The 18,736-nt window shown below is 49.2% G+C and carries 16 protein-coding genes; 12 read left to right on the top strand and 4 right to left on the bottom strand.

Going from position 1 to position 18,736, the window contains the following annotated elements; translation table 11 throughout:
* Positions 1 to 205 precede the first annotated feature (205 nt).
* From NZM01_01370 to NZM01_01360, 3 genes are all read left to right on the top strand, one after another.
* Positions 206 to 2,692, top strand: coding sequence for an ATP-dependent Clp protease ATP-binding subunit (locus NZM01_01370; protein MCS6958682.1), 2,487 nt, complete (start codon positions 206 to 208; stop codon positions 2,690 to 2,692).
* A gap of 96 nt (positions 2,693 to 2,788) precedes the next feature.
* Complete coding sequence (locus NZM01_01365; GenBank protein ID MCS6958681.1) at positions 2,789 to 3,352, top strand: Uma2 family endonuclease; 564 nt, start codon at positions 2,789 to 2,791, stop codon at positions 3,350 to 3,352.
* Positions 3,353 to 3,360: 8 nt separating this feature from the next.
* The gene (locus NZM01_01360; GenBank protein ID MCS6958680.1) at positions 3,361 to 3,942 is read left to right on the top strand and encodes a Uma2 family endonuclease; all 582 of its coding nucleotides are present in this window, start codon (positions 3,361 to 3,363) and stop codon (positions 3,940 to 3,942) included.
* 43 nt (positions 3,943 to 3,985) lie between these two features.
* Here the strand turns inward: NZM01_01360 and NZM01_01355 are convergent, their stop codons facing one another.
* Together NZM01_01355 and purH are read right to left on the bottom strand one after the other, a co-directional pair.
* Positions 3,986 to 5,299 carry an EndoU domain-containing protein gene (locus tag NZM01_01355; protein MCS6958679.1) on the bottom strand — a complete coding sequence of 438 codons (1,314 nt, stop codon included), beginning with the start codon at positions 5,297 to 5,299 and terminating at the stop codon, positions 3,986 to 3,988.
* Between the two features lie 399 nt (positions 5,300 to 5,698).
* Positions 5,699 to 7,210 (bottom strand): bifunctional phosphoribosylaminoimidazolecarboxamide formyltransferase/IMP cyclohydrolase, encoded by a 1,512-nt coding sequence (gene purH, locus NZM01_01350; GenBank protein MCS6958678.1) that lies wholly within the window; start codon positions 7,208 to 7,210, stop codon positions 5,699 to 5,701.
* Between the two features lie 121 nt (positions 7,211 to 7,331).
* Between purH and NZM01_01345 the strand changes: the two genes are divergently transcribed.
* The 9 genes from NZM01_01345 to aroF all read left to right on the top strand — a co-directional run bounded on the left by NZM01_01345 (position 7,332) and on the right by aroF (position 14,813).
* Complete coding sequence (locus NZM01_01345; GenBank protein ID MCS6958677.1) at positions 7,332 to 8,585, top strand: DUF1800 domain-containing protein; 1,254 nt, start codon at positions 7,332 to 7,334, stop codon at positions 8,583 to 8,585.
* 8 nt (positions 8,586 to 8,593) lie between these two features.
* Positions 8,594 to 9,742: a DUF1501 domain-containing protein gene (locus NZM01_01340; protein ID MCS6958676.1), complete on the top strand. Its 1,149-nt coding sequence runs from the start codon at positions 8,594 to 8,596 to the stop codon at positions 9,740 to 9,742.
* 75 nt (positions 9,743 to 9,817) lie between these two features.
* Entirely contained in the window at positions 9,818 to 10,468 is a 651-nt protein-coding gene (upp, locus tag NZM01_01335; GenBank protein MCS6958675.1) for a uracil phosphoribosyltransferase, read from the top strand.
* A 69-nt stretch (positions 10,469 to 10,537) separates the two neighbouring features.
* The gene (locus NZM01_01330) at positions 10,538 to 11,203 is read left to right on the top strand and encodes a hypothetical protein (protein MCS6958674.1); all 666 of its coding nucleotides are present in this window, start codon (positions 10,538 to 10,540) and stop codon (positions 11,201 to 11,203) included.
* Complete coding sequence (locus NZM01_01325) at positions 11,204 to 12,796, top strand: ammonium transporter (GenBank protein ID MCS6958673.1); 1,593 nt, start codon at positions 11,204 to 11,206, stop codon at positions 12,794 to 12,796. It abuts the gene before it with no gap.
* A gap of 81 nt (positions 12,797 to 12,877) precedes the next feature.
* Positions 12,878 to 13,012 (top strand): hypothetical protein, encoded by a 135-nt coding sequence (locus tag NZM01_01320; GenBank protein ID MCS6958672.1) that lies wholly within the window; start codon positions 12,878 to 12,880, stop codon positions 13,010 to 13,012.
* Between the two features lie 43 nt (positions 13,013 to 13,055).
* Positions 13,056 to 13,325: a 30S ribosomal protein S15 gene (gene rpsO, locus NZM01_01315; GenBank protein ID MCS6958671.1), complete on the top strand. Its 270-nt coding sequence runs from the start codon at positions 13,056 to 13,058 to the stop codon at positions 13,323 to 13,325.
* Between the two features lies 1 nt (position 13,326).
* Entirely contained in the window at positions 13,327 to 13,758 is a 432-nt protein-coding gene (locus tag NZM01_01310; protein MCS6958670.1) for a PAM68 family protein, read from the top strand.
* Positions 13,755 to 14,813, top strand: a complete 1,059-nt coding sequence (gene aroF, locus NZM01_01305; protein ID MCS6958669.1) for a 3-deoxy-7-phosphoheptulonate synthase — start codon at positions 13,755 to 13,757, stop codon at positions 14,811 to 14,813. The genes NZM01_01310 and aroF overlap by 4 nt, the downstream gene beginning before the upstream one ends.
* Here aroF and truB read toward each other — a convergent pair.
* Positions 14,802 to 15,680: a tRNA pseudouridine(55) synthase TruB gene (truB, locus tag NZM01_01300; protein MCS6958668.1), complete on the bottom strand. Its 879-nt coding sequence runs from the start codon at positions 15,678 to 15,680 to the stop codon at positions 14,802 to 14,804. The two genes, aroF and truB, sit on opposite strands and share 12 nt — an antisense overlap.
* Before the next feature lie 2 nt (positions 15,681 to 15,682).
* Positions 15,683 to 18,688: a hypothetical protein gene (locus NZM01_01295; protein MCS6958667.1), complete on the bottom strand. Its 3,006-nt coding sequence runs from the start codon at positions 18,686 to 18,688 to the stop codon at positions 15,683 to 15,685.
* Positions 18,689 to 18,736 lie beyond the last annotated feature (48 nt).

Below are 18,736 nucleotides of genomic sequence, written 5' to 3'. Positions count from 1 at the left end.
GGTTGCAGTGCGATTTCAGTATAAATCCTTACGTTTTTTTGGTAGCACAAAAAAATACCTACTTCCCAGCAGAAGTTAAGAATAGGGAACAGTCCAGACCAACAAAATTAAAATTTACTTTAGGCAGAGGGGTTTCCCGAACTCCACCAAGTATAAGATAGCTATGTTACCATTACTTTAACGCAGCAGGTTATGGAAAAACGCCATGTTTGAACGCTTTACAGAAAAGGCTATCAAGGTCATCATGCTGGCTCAGGAAGAAGCGCGCCGGCTGGGGCACAATTTTGTGGGCACGGAGCAGATTCTCTTGGGCTTGATTGGAGAAGGTACTGGCGTTGCTGCCAAAGTCCTGAAATCTATGGGGGTCAACCTCAAGGATGCCAGAATTGAAGTAGAAAAAATTATCGGGCGCGGTTCTGGATTTGTCGCGGTAGAGATTCCCTTCACTCCGAGAGCAAAACGAGTGTTAGAGTTATCCCTGGAAGAAGCGCGGCAACTTGGGCACAACTACATCGGTACGGAACATCTCCTGTTAGGTCTAATTCGGGAAGGGGAAGGTGTAGCAGCCAGAGTCCTGGAGAATTTGGGCGTAGATTTGGGCAAAGTCCGCACGCAGGTCATCAGAATGCTAGGTGAAACGGCAGAAGTATCTGTGGGTGGCAATAGCGGCAGGACGAAGACCCCTACACTGGACGAATTTGGTTCTAATCTCACCCAACTGGCGGCGGAGGGCAAGCTAGACCCCGTGGTGGGACGGGAAAAGGAAATTGAACGGGTGATCCAAATTCTCGGTCGTCGTACCAAAAATAACCCTGTCCTCATTGGGGAACCAGGGGTAGGTAAAACTGCCATTGCTGAGGGTTTAGCTCAACGCATTGCCAACAAAGATGTCCCCGATATTTTGGAAGACAAGCGGGTAGTTACCCTCGATATTGGGCTGCTGGTAGCAGGTACAAAGTACAGAGGGGAATTTGAAGAACGCCTTAAAAAGATCATGGATGAGATCCGATCGGCGGGTAATGTCATCCTGGTCATCGACGAAGTGCACACCCTGATCGGGGCGGGGGCAGCGGAAGGAGCGATCGATGCGGCTAATATCCTCAAACCTGCTCTAGCCCGTGGTGAATTGCAGTGCATTGGGGCTACTACCCTAGATGAATACCGCAAGCATATTGAACGGGATGCAGCCTTGGAGCGGCGCTTCCAACCTGTTATGGTGGGTGAGCCTTCGGTAGAAGAAACGATCGAGATTCTCTTTGGTCTGCGGGAGCGCTACGAACAGCACCACAAATTAAAGATTTCTGACGCCGCCCTCGTGGCAGCTGCCCAACTGTCCGATCGGTATATCTCTGACCGTTATCTGCCTGACAAGGCGATCGACTTGATTGATGAGGCTAGTTCCCGTGTTCGTCTAATCAACTCCCAGCTCCCGCCAGCAGCCAAGGAACTAGACAAGGAACTGCGCAAGGTGATGAAAGAGAAAGATGAGGCGGTAAGGGCGCAGGATTTTGAGCGGGCAGGTGCTCTCAGGGATAGAGAGATTGAAATCAAGCAACAGATTCGGGCGATTACCCAAGCCAAGAAGGCAGAGGCAGCCCAATCTGATGTGGTGCCTGTGGTAACAGAAGAGGATATTGCCTACATTGTCAGCTCCTGGACAGGTATCCATGTCAACAAACTGACCGAGTCAGAGTCTGCAATGCTCCTGCAGATGGAAGACACACTCCACAAGCGGGTAATTGGGCAAGACGAGGCAGTGAGGGCAATCTCCCGTGCCATTCGCCGTGCGAGGGTTGGTTTGAAGAATCCTAACCGTCCGATCGCTAGCTTCATCTTCTCTGGTCCGACGGGTGTAGGTAAGACGGAACTAACTAAGGCGTTGGCTGCCTACTTCTTTGGCTCAGAGGAAGCCATGATTCGTCTAGATATGTCCGAGTACATGGAGCGCCATACAGTGTCTAAGCTGATTGGTTCTCCTCCTGGTTATGTGGGCTATAACGAAGGCGGGCAGTTAACAGAGGCTGTCAGACGCAGACCTTATACGGTCGTTCTCTTTGATGAGATTGAAAAAGCGCACCCTGATGTCTTTAACTTGCTCTTGCAAATCCTAGAAGATGGACGTTTGACGGACTCCAAGGGAAGAACGATCGATTTCAAGAACACTTTGATTGTCATGACTTCCAATATTGGCTCTAAGGTGATTGAGAAGGGTGGTGGTGGTCTAGGCTTTGAGTTCTCGGAAAACGAGGAAGAGTCTCACTACAACCGTATCCGCTCTCTGGTCAACGAGGAGCTGAAGAACTACTTCCGTCCTGAATTCCTCAACCGTGTGGATGAGATCATTGTCTTCCGTCAACTGACGGTAGATGAAGTTAAGCAGATTGCCGAACTCATGCTCTCTGAGGTTTACAAGCGGATGGCAGAGAAGGGCATTACTCTCACAGTGACAGAGCGGTTTAAGGATTTACTGGTACGGGAAGGTTACAATCCCAGCTACGGTGCGCGTCCCTTGCGCCGTGCCATTATGCGCCTGCTAGAAGACTCTCTGGCAGAGGAAATTCTCACAGGTAAGGTGGTAGAAGGGGCAACTGTGGTTGTGGATGTGGATGACGATGGTAAGGTGTTTGTTACCAGCGAGAAAAAAACTGTAGAAGGTTCAGACAATAACCTGCAACTGCTTCCTTCTGCTTAGGTCTGTCTTCGTCTAGCTTCTCACCGATCGGTTATCTGCCGGTCGGTTTTTTCATTACAACCGCTATAGCCACTGAATTTATGAGACAGAAGCGATATGAGTGAACTTACAATCCGACAGTTATGGACGAGGGGAGATTTAGATTTACTGCCAGAAAACGGCAACCGCTATGAGATTGTAGAGGGAGAGTTGTTTGTGACGAGAGCACCCCATTGGCAGCATCAAACTACTTGCCTTAACTTTTGTCTGGCTCTGCAACAGTGGTCACAAGCTACGGGTTTAGGATATGTGGGCATGCATGTTGGTGTGATTTTTAGTGAAGAAAACGATGTGATCCCTGATGTAGTTTGGGTGACCAAAGAGAAATATCAGAGTTTGCTGGATGGGGCAGGACATCTGCGGGGAGCACCGGATTTGGTGATTGAGGTGCTATCGCCAGGGGCAGAAAATGCCAGACGCGATCGGCAGGTCAAATTGAAACTCTACTCTGTCTATGGAGTTTTGGAATATTGGTTAGCAGACTGGCAGGCTAGGCAGATAGAGGTCTACAGAAGGGAAGGGGGTGTCCTCAAACTAGCCATGACTTTGTATAACAACGACCTGCTTACTTCCCCTCTGCTACCCAACTTCACTTGCCCTGTGCAGGAAATTTTTGGTTAACTACAGTTATGACTACCAGCAAACTATCTAGCCCAAACCATGACCTGCGCCCTTGGGTAAGTGCCGACCTAGAGCTGTTGCCCCAGGACAGTAGCCGCTATGAAATTGTAGAGGGAGAGTTGTTTGTGACCAGAGCACCCCACTGGCAACATCAAACTACCTGCGGCAACTTTTACACCAAGTTAAAGTTGTGGTCTGAACGAACAAATTTGGGGTACGTTTGCCTAAATCCAGGCGTGATTTTTAGTGAGCAGAATGACGTGATTCCTGATGTAGTTTGGGTCAGCAAGCAAAAGTTTCAATCTCTAATCGATGAAGCCGGTCATCTACGGGGAGCGCCAGATTTAGTGATTGAAGTGCTATCGCCAGGGGCAGAAAATGTCAGACGCGATCGGCAGGTTAAGTTGAAGCTCTATTCTGTCTACGGGGTTTTAGAGTATTGGCTGGCAGATTGGCAGTCCAGGCAGATAGAGGTCTACAGAAGGGAAGGGGGCGTTCTCAAATTAGCCATGACTTTGTATAACAACGACCTCCTCACTTCTCCCTTACTCCCCAATTTCACCTGCGCCGTCCAAGAAATTTTTGACTAGGAAGGGGAGACCAAAGTGATCTCCCCGGGACTCTTAGGTCAAACTATGGTCTAACGTTGCAGGCAGGAAACTTGCCAGGTTCAGGGGTGGCATCAGGATAGAAAGTACGGATACCAGAGGCACGACGGAAGAACATGGTCTTAAAGTTCTTGCCATCATCGCTGACATCCAGAATACAACCATCACTACTAGCAGTGTTGCTGGAAGGGTTGTCCCGGAAGGCTTTGGTGACAAACTTCAGAATGTCTTCAGCACTGAGGGTATAGCCGTAGCCCTTGATAGCACTCTCGGAAATACCACCGCTGGCATTGCGCATCCGTACCCCGATCGTGTAAATCACTAGCGGCATAATTTCTTGCTTGCTACTATTATTCAAGAGACGACCGGCCAAACCCTTCTCCTGCAAGTCTAGGTAGCGACCGTGGAAGTGCAACCCTCCTACCTTACCCCCAGGCTCAGGTTCACCACAGAAGATGTGGTCAAAACCCTTAGTATTGGGGTCAAACCAGGCTTCTGCCAATTGGTCAAGGTATTGGTCAGGATTAGTGTATTGACTGGGACGATTACCAAAGACCCGATAACCCGTAAATTGCATGATGCGGTTGAGTTCCGCAGGATATTTTTTGAGGGCATTCTTGAAGGTGGTGGGGCTAACAGCAGTACCAGGAGCACCACAGATAGCAGCCATTTCCCGATCGAAGGCAGTCAAGGTAGGAGGGGGTGGGGTGGGGTCAGCATTACCGCCAAAAGCATTGTTTTCCGGATTATTCACCGTATCAAAGAACGGGCCGGTACCAGGAATGCCACTGCCACCTGGAGTAGGTGTTGGGGTAGGACTGGGAGAGGGACTACTAGAAGCAGCAACCCGAATGACATTGCCACAGCCACTAATAGCCGTCCAGTCCAAAACACCACTATTATTTAACTGCACATGGGTAGAAGCTTCGGGATTGGTTTGTTGATTGAAAGCAGTAATGGCATAGAATGCACCGTTTTGTAACCTTTTATTGCTGGTAGGAATACCTGCGATACTGCTAGCTACGCGGCAGGTGTTAGTGGATTGGAACACAGGCAAGTTGCCACAACCGCTGATGGCCACCCACATGAGCTGACCGTTGTATTCAATTCGTACATGGGTAGAGTCGTTGTAACTTCTGTTAATTTCACGGGCATTGTATTTGGAGTTGACAACCAGTCTTTGGGAGCTGGAGCTAATTCCGCTAATGGAACTAGCAACTTGACAATTGGAGGTAGCAGTAAATTGTGTACCAGTAGGTAGAGTCGTAGCAGCATAAGCTGGTAGGATGAGGCTGCCCAGGCACACAGGTAATGCCACCAAAGTAGTGTGTTTAAGCATAGGTCGCTGCAGAAAAAGACAATTACATAAGGATAATACCCAAGTCGCAACCTAGAAGTTAAGGTGTGTTTAAGTTTGTTGATCTCCAGTGTAAGCATAAGTCCCATCCCTAAATAAGGTACGGGTAGTATGCAGTTGACCTATTGAAGCGAAACAGACCTGCAATTCTGAAAAGCCCTGAGCCGTCATCCAAAGTACCTATAAGATTCCTACCTATCTGTCAGCAATAGACTCTAAGTATTCTAAGATTTTCACTAGTCAAGATGATTGAACAGCTACGTGTCTTTGAATTGAAGGGGATACCTCATAAGTATGCAGACAGAGGGAATTCCTTAGCCCCAAGTTGAAGGCTGCCTAAATTAAACACTGGCTAATTCAAAGCGGGCGATACATGGTTGGTCAATGCAAGAAGTGACGCACTTTCGTAAAGACCATGGCAATTCCTAGTTCATTAGCGGCTTTGATAGAATCCCGATCCCTAATGCTACCGCCTGGTTGCACGATCGCTGTAATTCCTGCTTGTGCCGCTGTTCGGACGGAGTCATCAAAGGGGAAGAAGCCATCACTGGCTAGAACCGCACCTTGGGCTTTTTCCCCTGCTTGTTTGAGAGCAATTTCTACAGCACCAACTCGATTCATCTGTCCTGCTCCAATCCCTACAGTGACACCAGCTTTGGCAATCACAATGGCATTGGATTTGACATGACGACAGACTTGCCACGCAAAGACTAAATCTGCCAAAGTGTGGGCAGAGGGAGCAATATCAGTAACTGTCTCCCATGCCTGGGTTGCAACAGGTATAGTGTCCGCTGTTTGTACTAGAAATCCACCACTGATGCACTTAATTAACTCCGACGGGCTTTGAGTGAAGTCAGATAAAAGGAGTACACGGAGATTGGGCTTTTGTTGCAAAATTGTCAATGCTGCTGGTTCTGCTCCTGGGGCAACTACACATTCCAAAAACGTGCGGGTCAATTCTTGCGCAGTAGGGACATCGATCGTTCTTGTCAACGCCACAATTCCCCCAAATGCTGATACAGGATCGGCAGCCAGCGCCCGCAAGTAACTATCCTGCAATGTTTCCCCCTGGGCCACACCACAGGGATTAGTGTGTTTGATGATGACCGTAGTGGGACGATCGTTAACAAATTCAGCAGCAAGGGCACGGGCAGCTTCTAAGTCTAACAAATTGTTGTAGCTGAGTTCTTTCCCCTGACATAGAATTGCAGATGACCAACCTTGATTACTCGTCTGATACCAAGTGGCTTGTTGATGAGGATTTTCACCGTAGCGTAGGGGTTGGGGGTTTGTTCCCCGCACTACAAAATCCTGGGTGCCAGAGAGATAGTTGCTGATAGCACGGTCATATGCCTGGGTGTGCTCAAACACTGCTATTGCCAGCTCCCTGCGAAATTCTAGGGTTGTGCCCCCCTGCTCTAAGTACTTAAGATAACGATTGTATTGACAGGGCTGACACAGGACGGTGACATAGTGGAAATTCTTCGCTGCTGCCCGCAACAGAGCTGGACCGCCAATGTCAATTTGCTCGATCGCTTCCGCCTCTGTCACACCCGCTTGGGCAATTGTTTGTTGGAAGGGGTAGAGATTGACAACCACCAAGTCAATGGGCGCAATACCCTCTTTTTGCAAATCCGCCACATCTTCTGCCAGGGCTAACCGTGCCAAAATACCGCCGTGAATTTTGGGGTGGAGTGTTTTCACTCTGCCGCCGAGAATCTCTGGTGCCCCTGTGTAATCCGAAACCCTGGTAACTGCTATGCCTGCTGCCTGGAGGACTTCCGCTGTGCCGCCACTGCTCAAAATTTGGTAGTGAAACCGATCGGTCAGGACTCTTGCCAACTCCACAATCCCTGTTTTGTCCGCTACACTGAGGAGAGCTAGTTTAGTCATTGCCACTGTGTTGAGAGTCTGTACTAGGTTAGTAGGGAAAAGCAAGACGGTCAATATGAGGCAGCTGCTACCTGGGTCTACAGCTAGGGGTATAGTCTAAACAGTAGCGTACTTGACTACTGTGAACCCCCAACAACAGAAAGCCCACTTTCTCCGCCGCAGTACAGGTGGTGGTACCCTGGAGGAGTTGAACAGCAACTGGTCTCCCATAGACTATCTAGAACGGTGGCTAAACGATGTCACCCCTGACCCAGTCCCCTCCTTACCTGGTTTACCCAGCAATGCCAATGACCCCCAATTACTTACGCAAGTCCGCCAGCAGTTTTTAGACTGGCTAACAAAACAGACATTCACTGCCACTAACCCCCTGCATGAGCGTATAGTTAGCTTCTGGCGCGATCACTTTGTCATCAGTCTACGCAAAACCAGCAACCCCTACATGTTATTGGACTACGAAAGGCGACTGCGCAACTATGCTTTGGGGGATTTTCAAGATTTATTGTGGCAAGTGACAACCAGCCCCGCCATGCTCCACTACCTCGATAGTAACCAAAATCGCAAAGGCAACATCAACGAAAACTACAGCCGCGAAGTGATGGAGCTATTCACAATTGGGATCGGCAACTACACGGAAACCGATGTGCAAGAAGGGGCACGGGCTTTGACAGGTTGGACAATACAAACTAACTTCCAGGAGGGTAGTTCTACAGCTATCTTTCGCCCTAGTCAACACGACAACGGGGTGAAAACTTTCCTAGGGAAAAGAGGTAATTTCCGTACAGAGGATATTGTTCAGATTCTTGCCAATCATCCCCAAACAGGTCGGCAATTGGGGGCAAAGCTCTGGCGTACCTTTGTGCATCCCCACCCTGAACCCCATATCGTAGAACGTCTAGGCAAAGTCTATCAAGAAAACGATCGTTCTATTGCCAAGGTGCTAGAGGCAATCTTTACTAGTGATGAGTTTTATAGCGATCGAGCCTATCGCAGTCAAATCCGCACACCCCAGGAGTTTATGGTGGCTGCTCTACGGCAATTGCAGGTGCAGGCTGACCCCAGACGTGTCAACAGCGCCTTACGATCGATGGGACAGGCTATGTATAATCCACCCACGGTCAAGGGCTGGGCAAATGACGAAGGATGGCTGACCGCTTCATCTTTACTCAGTCGGTTGAATATAGCTAGGCAAATAACTCTTACTAGCGGTGATATGGGGGGATTCAAGTTCGATCGGCAGAAGTTCTCCCAGTCAGACCTCATCTTTTTACTGTTAGACAACAACCCTGCAGGTGCAATTCCCCCATCTACGGATAACTTAGCTGTCCACGAATTTGCTGCTGTTTTGCTTTCTACCCCCCTTTATCAACTAGCTTGAGGTTTGCTATGAAAAGGCGTACATTTTTCACTCTCGCTGCTCTTACTACCTTTGCCAGTATTTGGCAAGCCCGTGCCCAGAATCTCTCTAGTAAGCAACGCACTCTGTTAGTCGTGCAACTAGTGGGCGGCAACGATGGTTTGAATACCTGCATACCCTATAGAGACCCTAACTATATCCGCCTGCGCCCTAGTTTAGCCATTAAAGACGGCATTCCCATCACTAGTCAAATCGCTCTCCATCCCAGTTTAGAGAAGCTAAAACCCTTGTTTGATGCCCAAAAACTAACGATCGTGCAAAACGTCAGCTATCCCAATCCTAGTCTGTCCCATTTTCGTTCCCAGGACATCTGGCAAAGTGGACAACTTACAGAAGGGAGCATCAGTGGTTGGTTAGCGCGGTATCTATCCACTATCAAAGCTGATACTGCGGATGCTGTTTTTATCGGCGACGAGTACCCCCTCGCTCTCCTGGGAGCAAAAGATGAACGGTATTTACAACTGTCTCCCAATCTGAGGCTGGCAACGGGGGACAAAGTTGGGCGGGCAGTCCAGGTTGCCTACAACGTCACCCAATCTCACCCCTTAGCAGAAGTTGTCCGCCAAGCGGTTTTAGCAGGTCAAGCAGCAGTGGATCAGTTCCAAAGCAAGGTTAATCAAAAGACAAATAGTGGTGACTATCCCCAGGACAATATCGGCAATCAATTTGCCTTTGCTTCTGTAGTATTGGAAGCTTTACCCCCGATCGTTTATCTGACAGTGGGGGGGTGGGATACCCATGTCAACCAACTACCCCAACATCAACGGTTGCTTAAAAGTGTAGGGGACAGTCTGGCAGCTCTGATGAATGACCTAAAAACCAGAGGCAGCGATGGCAATGTGTTGATCATGGTACAGACAGAATTTGGACGGCGAGTAGCGCAAAACGGCTCAGGGGGCACAGACCATGGCACAGCTACCCCTGTTTTCTTCCTGGGTAACAATCTCAAAGGCGGTATTTTGGGTGGGCAACCAAACCTAGACAGTTTAGTCAATGGCAACTTACCTTGGCAAATTGACTTTCGTAGTTTGTACGCAGAAACGATCGATCGGTGGTTGCACGGCAATTCTGTAGACATCCTAGGTGGCAGTTTTCCCTACGTAGAATTTCTGGCTTAGTAGGTCACTCGCTGGCAATCGCGGCTGGTTCCTGCAGGGGGTTAAAATTTGATTGTGAACAGTTCAATCTAGGTCATGGTTCTCCAGCTCAAGGTTTTCGTCCTGCCCCATCCCCTGATTCAACACTGGCTAACGGTGGCGAGGGATAAATACACCCCTTTTCCCCTGTTTCGCACTGCTTTGCAGGAATTGAGTCGCTGGCTGACCTATGAAGCAATTAGAGATTGGCTGCCCACTCAAACCATAGAGGTGGAGACACCTCTGGCTGTAACCACGGGCAAAATCATTCCCAGCCAGGTACCCCTTGCGATCGTGCCTATCCTTAGGGCTGGTTTAGCTTTGCTGGAACCCTGTCAGAGTCTTATTCCTGGGGCAAGGGTCTATCATTTGGGCATGGTCAGAGATGAGGAAACTCTTCTACCTTCCTGTTATCTCGATCGTCTTCCCTCTGTTATAGAGCCGACCACTCGCCTATTAATTTTAGAGCCGATGCTGGCCACAGGGGGGACAATTATGCAAGTGCTGGAGATGCTGACTGCACGGGGAGCTGACCCCCAACTAATGCGCATTATCAGTATTATCTGTGCGCCACCTGCTCTGCAAAAACTAAGCAATCGCTATCCCCATTTACAAGTCTTTGCCGCTGCTATTGATGAGAGCCTCAATGATAAAGGCTTTATTATACCAGGTTTGGGGGATGCAGGGGATCGCGCCTTCGGCACATAAATGTTACCCTTAATACAAACTTAATTTTCACATTCAGTTTTTAATAGAGTGAAAGTAGCTAATTCACCCATGAACTCTGATGTACCTACTGCCCTGATTGCATATTTACAAAACCCAGAGGGACTGCTGTGGCAAGCGATTCTGAAACTACAAGGGCTAGACGTGGTAGTGAAGACAGAATTAGACAATATCTATGTCTACCTGCGTGACACGAATCCCCATCTACTCCTGATAAACTATAGTGCTCAAAGGGAAAATACCCTTATCTGTGGTTCTGTCTGTCGGTGGGCGCAAGCACACTTGAAGGAGTTAAAAGTCTTCATAGTTAATCCCCTGCGCATTGAAGTAACTGAACTAGAAAGAAGGTGGGCGACAAGGCGGGGAGCGATCGATTTTTTACCCAAATTAACTACCCGCAGTGCCCTCGACTCTATTAGCAGAGTGTTAGCAGCGATCGGCAGAGAACCCAAGCAAGAGCTAACAACCACTATTCTTGGTCTAGTGGCAAAGTATAACCCCCTACCTGCTGCTGCTGAAGCAGCTACAGAGGCAGAGGAACAAAATGATAAAGCAACAGAGGACCAGGAGGAACAAGCAGTAGAATCTTGCCCTGAAGAAAAGACAGAGTATATTATCTATCGGGGTGTAAAAGTGCCGCGTTTTTCTGTGGCTGCTAATAAACATTCCCAAATAGTACATCCTAGTATTTCCTATGAACCGAAACAGGAAAAATAAATGAGAAAGAAACGATTTTGGCTCAAATCTTTCTTTGCTTTCTTATGTATTTTGTGCCTCAGTGGTGGAGGAATATATGTTTTAGCAGGTGACCCCAGCGGTACTGCTACAGGCAAGGCTGTTGATGTGCAGAATGCCCAGGGAGAAACAATCATTGCGCCAGAGGGTAGTCTCGAATTCTTCAGACAAAAGCAACAGGAACCGCTCGCTGTGCAACTGGCCGATGCCGTAGGGCAAAACCGCATAGCTATCAATCTAATGTGGGTACTTATTTCTGGATTCTTAGTGATGCTCATGCAAGCTGGGTTTGCTTTGGTAGAAACGGGCTTTACCCAAGCTAAGAATGCTGCCCACACCATGCTGATGAACTTTTTAATTTATGTAATTGGCATGACAGGTTTTTGGATAGCGGGTTTTGCCTTGATGTACGGCGGGACAAGTGTACCTACCTTGGGGGGAACAACACCTCTGGGGACAGCCCATGAGTTCACTATCAATATTTTAGGCAAGTCTTTTGGTCTATTTGCTACCAAGGGTTGGTTTTTGGGGGGCGACACTTACGACATAGGTGTTTATGCCATCTTTCTCTTCCAAATGGTGTTTATGGACACGGCAGCTACCATTCCGACGGGGGCAATGGCAGAGCGCTGGAGTCTCAAGTCCTTTGCTATCTATGGCTTGTTCATGTCTATGTTTTTGTATCCGCTGTTTGGCAACTGGGCTTGGGGGGGTGGCTGGCTAGCTAGTTTGGGTACTAACTTTGGTTTGGGTCATGGCTACGTGGACTTTGCGGGTTCGGGGGTAGTACACGCGATCGGGGGTATGTGCGCTTTGGCGGGGGCGCAACGTCTGGGACCGAGATTAGGCAAGTACAACCCTGACGGTTCAATCAATGCTCTACCTGGGCACAATATCCCCATGGGCATTTTAGGGGCGTTCATCCTTGCCTTTGGTTGGTTTGGTTTTAATGCGGGCAGTACACTAGGGGCAGCGGGAGGCGGTCTCCTACGGATTGGCGTGATTGCCACAGTGACTATGCTGGCTAGTGCAGGGGGGGCGCTATCAGCAGCTATTTACATGATTTGTCGCACAGGCAAACCTGACCCCACTATGATCGCCAATGGTCTCTTGGCGGGACTGGTAGCAGTTACGGCTGCCTCTGGCTTTATTGGCGCAACGGCGGGTTTTGTTATTGGCGTAATTGCTGGAGTGGTGGTGTGCTACTCCGTGGAAACGATCGATCGTTTAGGTATCGATGACCCCGTGGGGGCAATTTCTGTGCATGGCGTGTGTGGCATTTTGGGAGTGCTGTGTGTAGGGATTTTTGCCGATGGCACAGCAATTTATGGGGGCAGTTGGAATGGAGTAGAGGGAGCAGTACGCGGCTTGCTCTATGGGGACGTGGGGCAGTTTATCGCCCAGTTGATTGGGGCAATAGTGCTAATCATCTGGGGATATGCAGTATCGGCTGGGTTCTTCACTCTCCTTGATGAGTTTGTGGGTATGCGAGTGCCTGCCGCTGTGGAGGTAGAAGGGCTAGACATTGCCGAAACAGGGGTGATTGCTTACTCCAACCTCCAGACTAACCAGTAGAACTTAAAAGTTGTGTAAAGTTTCCCGTATATTTGCCTCTAGGTGACCTACAGTGATAAATGGCTTTGCGTATTAACGCCTATGGAAACCCTATTTGATTTCAAGACCTTGTTGTTAGTCCTGAGTGTTCTCTTCAGCGTAAGTTGCCTATTCTTTGGTACACAGAATGGTTTCTACGACACGGACAAGTACCACGGCAATGGGTCTGCCCACTAGAGTTGTGCTATGATCCTTAGATGTCTTTTTAGTATGTGTGCCCATGCCTCTGCTCCAAGAACGTAAACAAGAGATCATAAAAACTTTTCGCGCTCATCCCACGGATACGGGGTCTTCAGTGGTGCAAATTGCTCTACTCTCGGAGCGGGTCAACCAACTCACCAATCACCTCAAGGAGCACCCCAAGGATTTTTCTTCCCGGCGCTCTCTTCTGAAAATCATTGGTCAGCGGAAACGGCTGCTAGCCTACCTGAAACGGGAAAATCCTGCCCAGTACAAAGAGCTGGTTACTCGGCTGGGGATCAGGGGGTAAGATGAGCAAGCTACCCTTTGAGCCTGCCCGCCGCAGTAAAAAAAAGAAACCAGCCAAAGTTGCCCCTGCCGCAGCTAAGGTGGAACAGGATAAAGAGCCTACACCAAGGATGCCTGAGGTGGTTAGTCGGCGCATGGTAAGGCGGGTAGCTCTATTCTGTGGTGTGCCCACTTTGACTGGGTTTGCGGTACTGCTAATTAGTTATTGGATCGTCTCCCATCACCTCTTCCCGTTACCTAATGGGGCAGTAGTGGCGGTTAGTATGCTGTTTTTAGGCTTGGGGGTAGCGGGGCTGAGCTATGGCGCTCTGTCTGCTTCCTGGGATGCCGATCGGGTCGGTAGTTGGTGGGGGTGGTCAGAGTTTCAGAGGAATTTGGGCTATTTAACGGATGCCTGGAAAGCTATGCGCAGTAAAGGAGAGGTAAAACAATGATTGTGGTGATGAAGGTGGGTACGCCCCAGGAAGAAATTAACCGTATCAGTGCGGAGTTAGCCAGTTGGGGGTTGTCACCGGAGAAGATTGTCGGTAAACACAAGGTAGTAATCGGGCTGGTGGGGGAAACCCAGGAGTTAGACCCCTTCCGCATTGAGGAACTCAGCCCCTGGATAGAGTCGGTGTTGCGGGTAGAGAAGCCCTTTAAGCGCGCCAGCCTGGAGTACCGCCACAATGAGTATAGTGAAGTCGTAGTCCATACTCCCAGTGGGGAGGTAGTATTTGGGCAGCATCATCCCTTGGTGGTTACAGCGGGTCCTTGCTCAGTAGAGAATGAGGAGATGATTATTGCTACTGCCCTTAAGGTGAAAGCAGCGGGAGCGCAGTTTTTGCGGGGTGGAGCTTACAAGCCGCGTACTTCTCCCTATTCTTTCCAGGGACATGGGGAAAGTGCTCTGGAGTTACTGGCAGCGGCAAAGCAGGCATCGGGTCTAGGGGTAATTACAGAGGTCATGGATAGCCCTGATATTGACAAGGTGGCGGAGGTCGCTGATGTATTGCAGGTAGGGGCACGGAATATGCAGAATTTTGCCCTGTTAAAGCGCATCGGTCGGCAACCCAAACCTGTTTTGCTCAAGCGGGGGATGGCAGCCACGATCGATGATTGGTTGATGGCAGCGGAATACATCCTGGCAGCGGGTAACCCCAATGTAATTCTGTGCGAACGGGGGATTCGTACCTTTGATAGCAAGTACACGCGTAACACCCTAGATTTGGCTTGTATTCCTGTGTTGAAGAAGTTGACGCACCTGCCGGTGATGATTGACCCCAGTCATGGTACGGGTTGGTCGGATTATGTGCCGCCGATGGTGATGGCAGCGATCGTGGCAGGGGCAGATGCGATTATGGTAGAGGTGCACCCCAATCCCCAAAAGGCGCTTTCGGATGGTCCCCAGTCTCTCAATTTTGACCAGTTTGACCAGCTGATGCAGTCCATTAAGCCCTTTGTTAAATTGATGGGTCGGGAGAGACCAGAACCTGCCTTAGTTCGCTAACACTACGCGGGGGTAAATCGTGCCCCCTTTGGCTTTGCCTAGCCCTAGAAATTTGTCTGAGCTGCAGACCTGTACCATTCTCTCTCCTATTTCTATCTCCAGTTGAATTTTTTGTCCCTGTTGCCACTGGCGGATTTGCTGTGGGTCTAACTCTATTCTCTCTAAGTGGGAGAACACTTGTTTGGGGTCGACCAGGCTGTCGAGGGTTACCCGATCGGGAGGAGTGCTGTCTTGCAGGTGAAAGCCGTTGCTGCAAGTGCGCTCCAAGGCAGTCAACATGCCGCCACAACCTAGCAATTTACCCAAGTCGCGCGCGATCGATCGGATGTATGTCCCTGGGCTACAGGCGATGTGGAGGGTCAGCTGGGGGTAGTCCCCTGGTTGCCAGGCCAAAACCTCAATCTTGTCTATGGTGACGGTGCGGGGGCGTAGCTCAACTGAGAGACCCGATCGGGCTAAATCATACATTTTTTTCCCCTGGACTTTGATAGCGCTGTAGGCGGGGGGAATTTGCTCGATCGTGCCCACAAATTGGGGTAGAAGTTTCTCTACCTCGTCTAGGTGCAGATGGGGACAGGGTTGGTCCTGCATAACTTCTCCTTCTCTGTCGTCTGTAGTGGTAGCTAGACCAAACTTAATCACGGCGCGATAGGCTTTGCCCCCAGGAAGATAGGGCAGTAGACGGGTGGCTTGATTGAGAGCGATCGGTAATACTCCCGTTGCTAAGGGATCGAGAGTACCACTGTGCCCTGCCTTCTTAACTCCCAGAGCTTTCTTCACCTGTAGCAGACAATCATGGGAAGTGATCCCTAGGGGTTTATTGATATTGAGAAATCCACAGGTGCTAGCATCCCGCCGATTACCCATTTCTACCAACTGCCACCCCTGGAACCACCATAGTCCTGATCGTCAGAAGAGGAACTACTGCTTTCCCAGCTGCCGCCAGAAGAACCACCGTAATCGCTACTGGAACTGCTGTAATAACTTCTCTGCCTTTCATCTTCACGACGGGCTTCCTCGATCGCTCTTTCTGCTTCTTCTGTGATTCTGCGTAGGCTATGGGCTAGGCTTTCCGCGCGAGAGCGGGCCGATTCAAAGGCTTTGCTATTAAACGAACTACGAATTTCTCTCAGTTCATAGCTTTCATCATCTACGTTGTAACGATGGTAGTTCACTCTCGCGTAGGTAAAAGACGCACTTCTTGCCTGGGAAATGGCACTTTCAGCATAGGACAACTCCCTCTCTGCCTCCTCGATCGCTCTTTCAGCATCCCGCCAAGCCTCTTGGTCTTCATCTAACAAGCGACGGGCATCTGCCTGCGTTTGGCGAATTTGCAGGATTAACTCCTCCACACGATAGGGGTTTTGCGGCGTTAAAGTGATAATGTTGTTGACATCTCTTCTTTGGATTTCTAGACGACTGCAGAGGTTACGGGCTTGTTCGCGGGCATAGAACTCATGGCGCCGATCGAGGGTGTAGCGGATGTCATTCTCCATCTGCTGGATTGCCTGTCTGGCTTCCTGTTGTTTTTTCTGGAGGAGTTGTTCAGCGCGGGGGAGTTTTTCTAGCAAGACTTCTATTCCCTGTAACTTCTGTGTACCTGTCTGAATTAAATCTCGACTGGTCAGTAACCATCCCTGTTCATACCGATCGTTGGCTTCCTGCGTCAGCCTCTCCACTTCTTTTAGTTCTACATCTACTCTATCTAAGATGTTAGCCACAGTGGGTGGGCATTCTAATTCATTGGCAACTAAAGCCAGGGCATCGGGATGATAAGTCTGCTGCAACCGATCGGCAATGGGTCTGTAAGTCAGGGGAATTTTATCAGTGACAGACTTCTTGTAGTTTTTGATTTTGTTGCTTTCATTGGTGTAGTTATTGAGGAAAGTCAAACTGTCAGAACAAATGTCCCTAGCATCTTTTAGCAGTCCTTCTATCTTGTTGATACAAGTGGCAGCCCTTTGGACATCCCCCCGATCGAGACTCTCCTTGAGGGGGAGTAATTCCTGCTGCGCTTGGGTAACTCTGTGGCTGGGGTTACGGTCAGTTTCTACCAGAACTTGCTGTTCAGTGAAAGATATGCCTCGCTGCCGATAGATAGAACTAATCTCCTGTCTGCTATTGATGATAATGTTTTCTGTGTCCCGAATCTGTTGGGGTAGAATCACCCTTCGTTGTTCATCTTGGGCGATCGCTTGTTGCTGCTGTTCCCGAAAAGACACAATATCCTGTTCCAACTGAGCTAAGCCTTCACCACAGGGACTGTTGAGGGAGTTGACGGCAAAAGTTTCTAACCGATCGGAGAGTTGCCGCAGTATGTTAACCAGCCAGTTTGTAGTAATGCCATTACTCGCTAACATTTGTTCTGTTTGTTGTGTTTGCGGTATCAATACTGACTGCGCTTGCTGACAGATGGCAATCATTCTCTCTGCTTCTTGTAGCATCCGTTCTGCCGTCTTACCCTGCCTATTCCAGACACCGACGGGGTCTCTCTGCATCATCTGCCTCGCTTCGGCAATCAATCCTTGCTCCCCAATGACGTTAGGAATTAAAGTTTGCCACAATTGCCGCGCTGTAAATTCAGGGCTAGATGCCCTCTGCCAAGGTTGCACGATCGGTATTAGTCTCTTCCCTTTCTCCTCTATCTGGGTCAGAAATCCAGCAATCTCTGCGTCTTTTTGCATCACCTCTGTCAGCACCTGGTGGGATTGCCTCTGTTTTTGTACCAACTCCTCCATCAAATCGGGAAAAGATTTCTCCATCGTTGTCTCTCTGCTGTAGTTAGCTAATTGCTCTTGCCAACCTACTCCCGCCCCTGCCACCAAGGGACTTTCAGTGGGAGTGAATCTATACTGTGTGTTGCGGTCTGTCAGGAGTTTGATAGCTTTAGTAGCTGCGAAGGGATAAATCTGACTCAGGATGTCTTTGCGATCGATGATTGCTTTTGCCTCTGCCAGAATTTTTTTCCCCATCTCTAGCAACAACAAGCAGTCATTCAAATCATTTACTGCCTTCTGTACTATTGCTCCTGTCTCACCGGCGTAGTTAGCCACTACATTAAAATCAGCTGTCTGCATGAGTTCTAGCAGTTCTTCCGTCTTCTGCCGCAGTTTGCGTTCAATATCAGGAAAAAGCCCGATCGCTTCTTTTCTCTTCTTACCTGTATAACTGATCGACCAAGCATGACCACCCAGAAGGAGAATTCCTACCCCCACTCCTATTCCTAGTAGCAAACCACGGTTATTACGACCACCTGTGACTTGGGCGAAAATAGGCTGACTCTGTACTGCTGACCCTACTGCCTGTCTAATCCTGCCATTGATACGGCTGATTACTCTCTCGATCGCGGTGGCAATGTCCCCCCCAGACTGCACAGTGGCACGAAAAATTTCCAATAGTTCAGGATTGTTTTCTCCTACATTGAGCCGATCGGGTAGCTGGTCTGTTAAAAAGAAAACCCTACGTCCTTCATTACTACCAAAATAAACAGTGATTAGCACTCCCTCCCTTTCATTGGTGATCCGATTCCGAACAGACAAAAAACCAGGATGACGACTAACCGCCTCAGTAATAGCAGTTTGGTCTTGCGCCAAGTTGGAAGAATATTCCACCAAAACCAAGAATAAATTCGGGTGACGTTCCACTAACTGCTGTAACCGATCGATGTCTCTGGCACTGACAGGGTTACCTTGGATATAGATAGCAGTACTAGGACTAAAACGATTGATCACATCTCTGGGAGAACTAACTCTCACAACAGTGGCACGACGACTGACAGTAGCTTGACTAACAAACATCACATCAGATAGAACAGGACTAGCTAACAGAAAAGCGCAACCCAAAACCACACCAATTTTGCCAAAAACCTGTACCATAACTCATCCCCGCCAGAGCCTTGCCTTTATCCTAGCACTCGCCTATGC

This window comes from Pseudanabaenaceae cyanobacterium SKYG29 (assembly GCA_025055675.1).
GTDB lineage: Bacteria > Cyanobacteriota > Cyanobacteriia > Pseudanabaenales > Pseudanabaenaceae > M5B4.
This window is presented reverse-complemented; position numbering and strand designations above follow the sequence as displayed.

Bases quoted from the DNA above. Each gene is read 5' to 3' on its own strand.
- upp (MCS6958675.1), top strand. From the start codon at position 9,818: ATGGTTCTCCAGCTCAAGGTTTTCGTCCTGCCCCATCCCCTGATTCAA.
- rpsO (MCS6958671.1), top strand. From the start codon at position 13,056: ATGCCTCTGCTCCAAGAACGTAAACAAGAGATCATAAAAACTTTTCGC.
- NZM01_01330 (MCS6958674.1), top strand. From the start codon at position 10,538: ATGAACTCTGATGTACCTACTGCCCTGATTGCATATTTACAAAACCCA.
- NZM01_01295 (MCS6958667.1), bottom strand. From the start codon at position 18,688: ATGGTACAGGTTTTTGGCAAAATTGGTGTGGTTTTGGGTTGCGCTTTT.
- NZM01_01340 (MCS6958676.1), top strand. From the start codon at position 8,594: ATGAAAAGGCGTACATTTTTCACTCTCGCTGCTCTTACTACCTTTGCC.
- NZM01_01365 (MCS6958681.1), top strand. From the start codon at position 2,789: ATGAGTGAACTTACAATCCGACAGTTATGGACGAGGGGAGATTTAGAT.
- aroF (MCS6958669.1), top strand. From the start codon at position 13,755: ATGATTGTGGTGATGAAGGTGGGTACGCCCCAGGAAGAAATTAACCGT.
- truB (MCS6958668.1), bottom strand. From the start codon at position 15,680: ATGGGTAATCGGCGGGATGCTAGCACCTGTGGATTTCTCAATATCAAT.
- NZM01_01310 (MCS6958670.1), top strand. From the start codon at position 13,327: ATGAGCAAGCTACCCTTTGAGCCTGCCCGCCGCAGTAAAAAAAAGAAA.
- purH (MCS6958678.1), bottom strand. From the start codon at position 7,210: ATGACTAAACTAGCTCTCCTCAGTGTAGCGGACAAAACAGGGATTGTG.
- NZM01_01370 (MCS6958682.1), top strand. From the start codon at position 206: ATGTTTGAACGCTTTACAGAAAAGGCTATCAAGGTCATCATGCTGGCT.
- NZM01_01360 (MCS6958680.1), top strand. From the start codon at position 3,361: ATGACTACCAGCAAACTATCTAGCCCAAACCATGACCTGCGCCCTTGG.
- NZM01_01325 (MCS6958673.1), top strand. From the start codon at position 11,204: ATGAGAAAGAAACGATTTTGGCTCAAATCTTTCTTTGCTTTCTTATGT.
- NZM01_01355 (MCS6958679.1), bottom strand. From the start codon at position 5,299: ATGCTTAAACACACTACTTTGGTGGCATTACCTGTGTGCCTGGGCAGC.
- NZM01_01320 (MCS6958672.1), top strand. From the start codon at position 12,878: ATGGAAACCCTATTTGATTTCAAGACCTTGTTGTTAGTCCTGAGTGTT.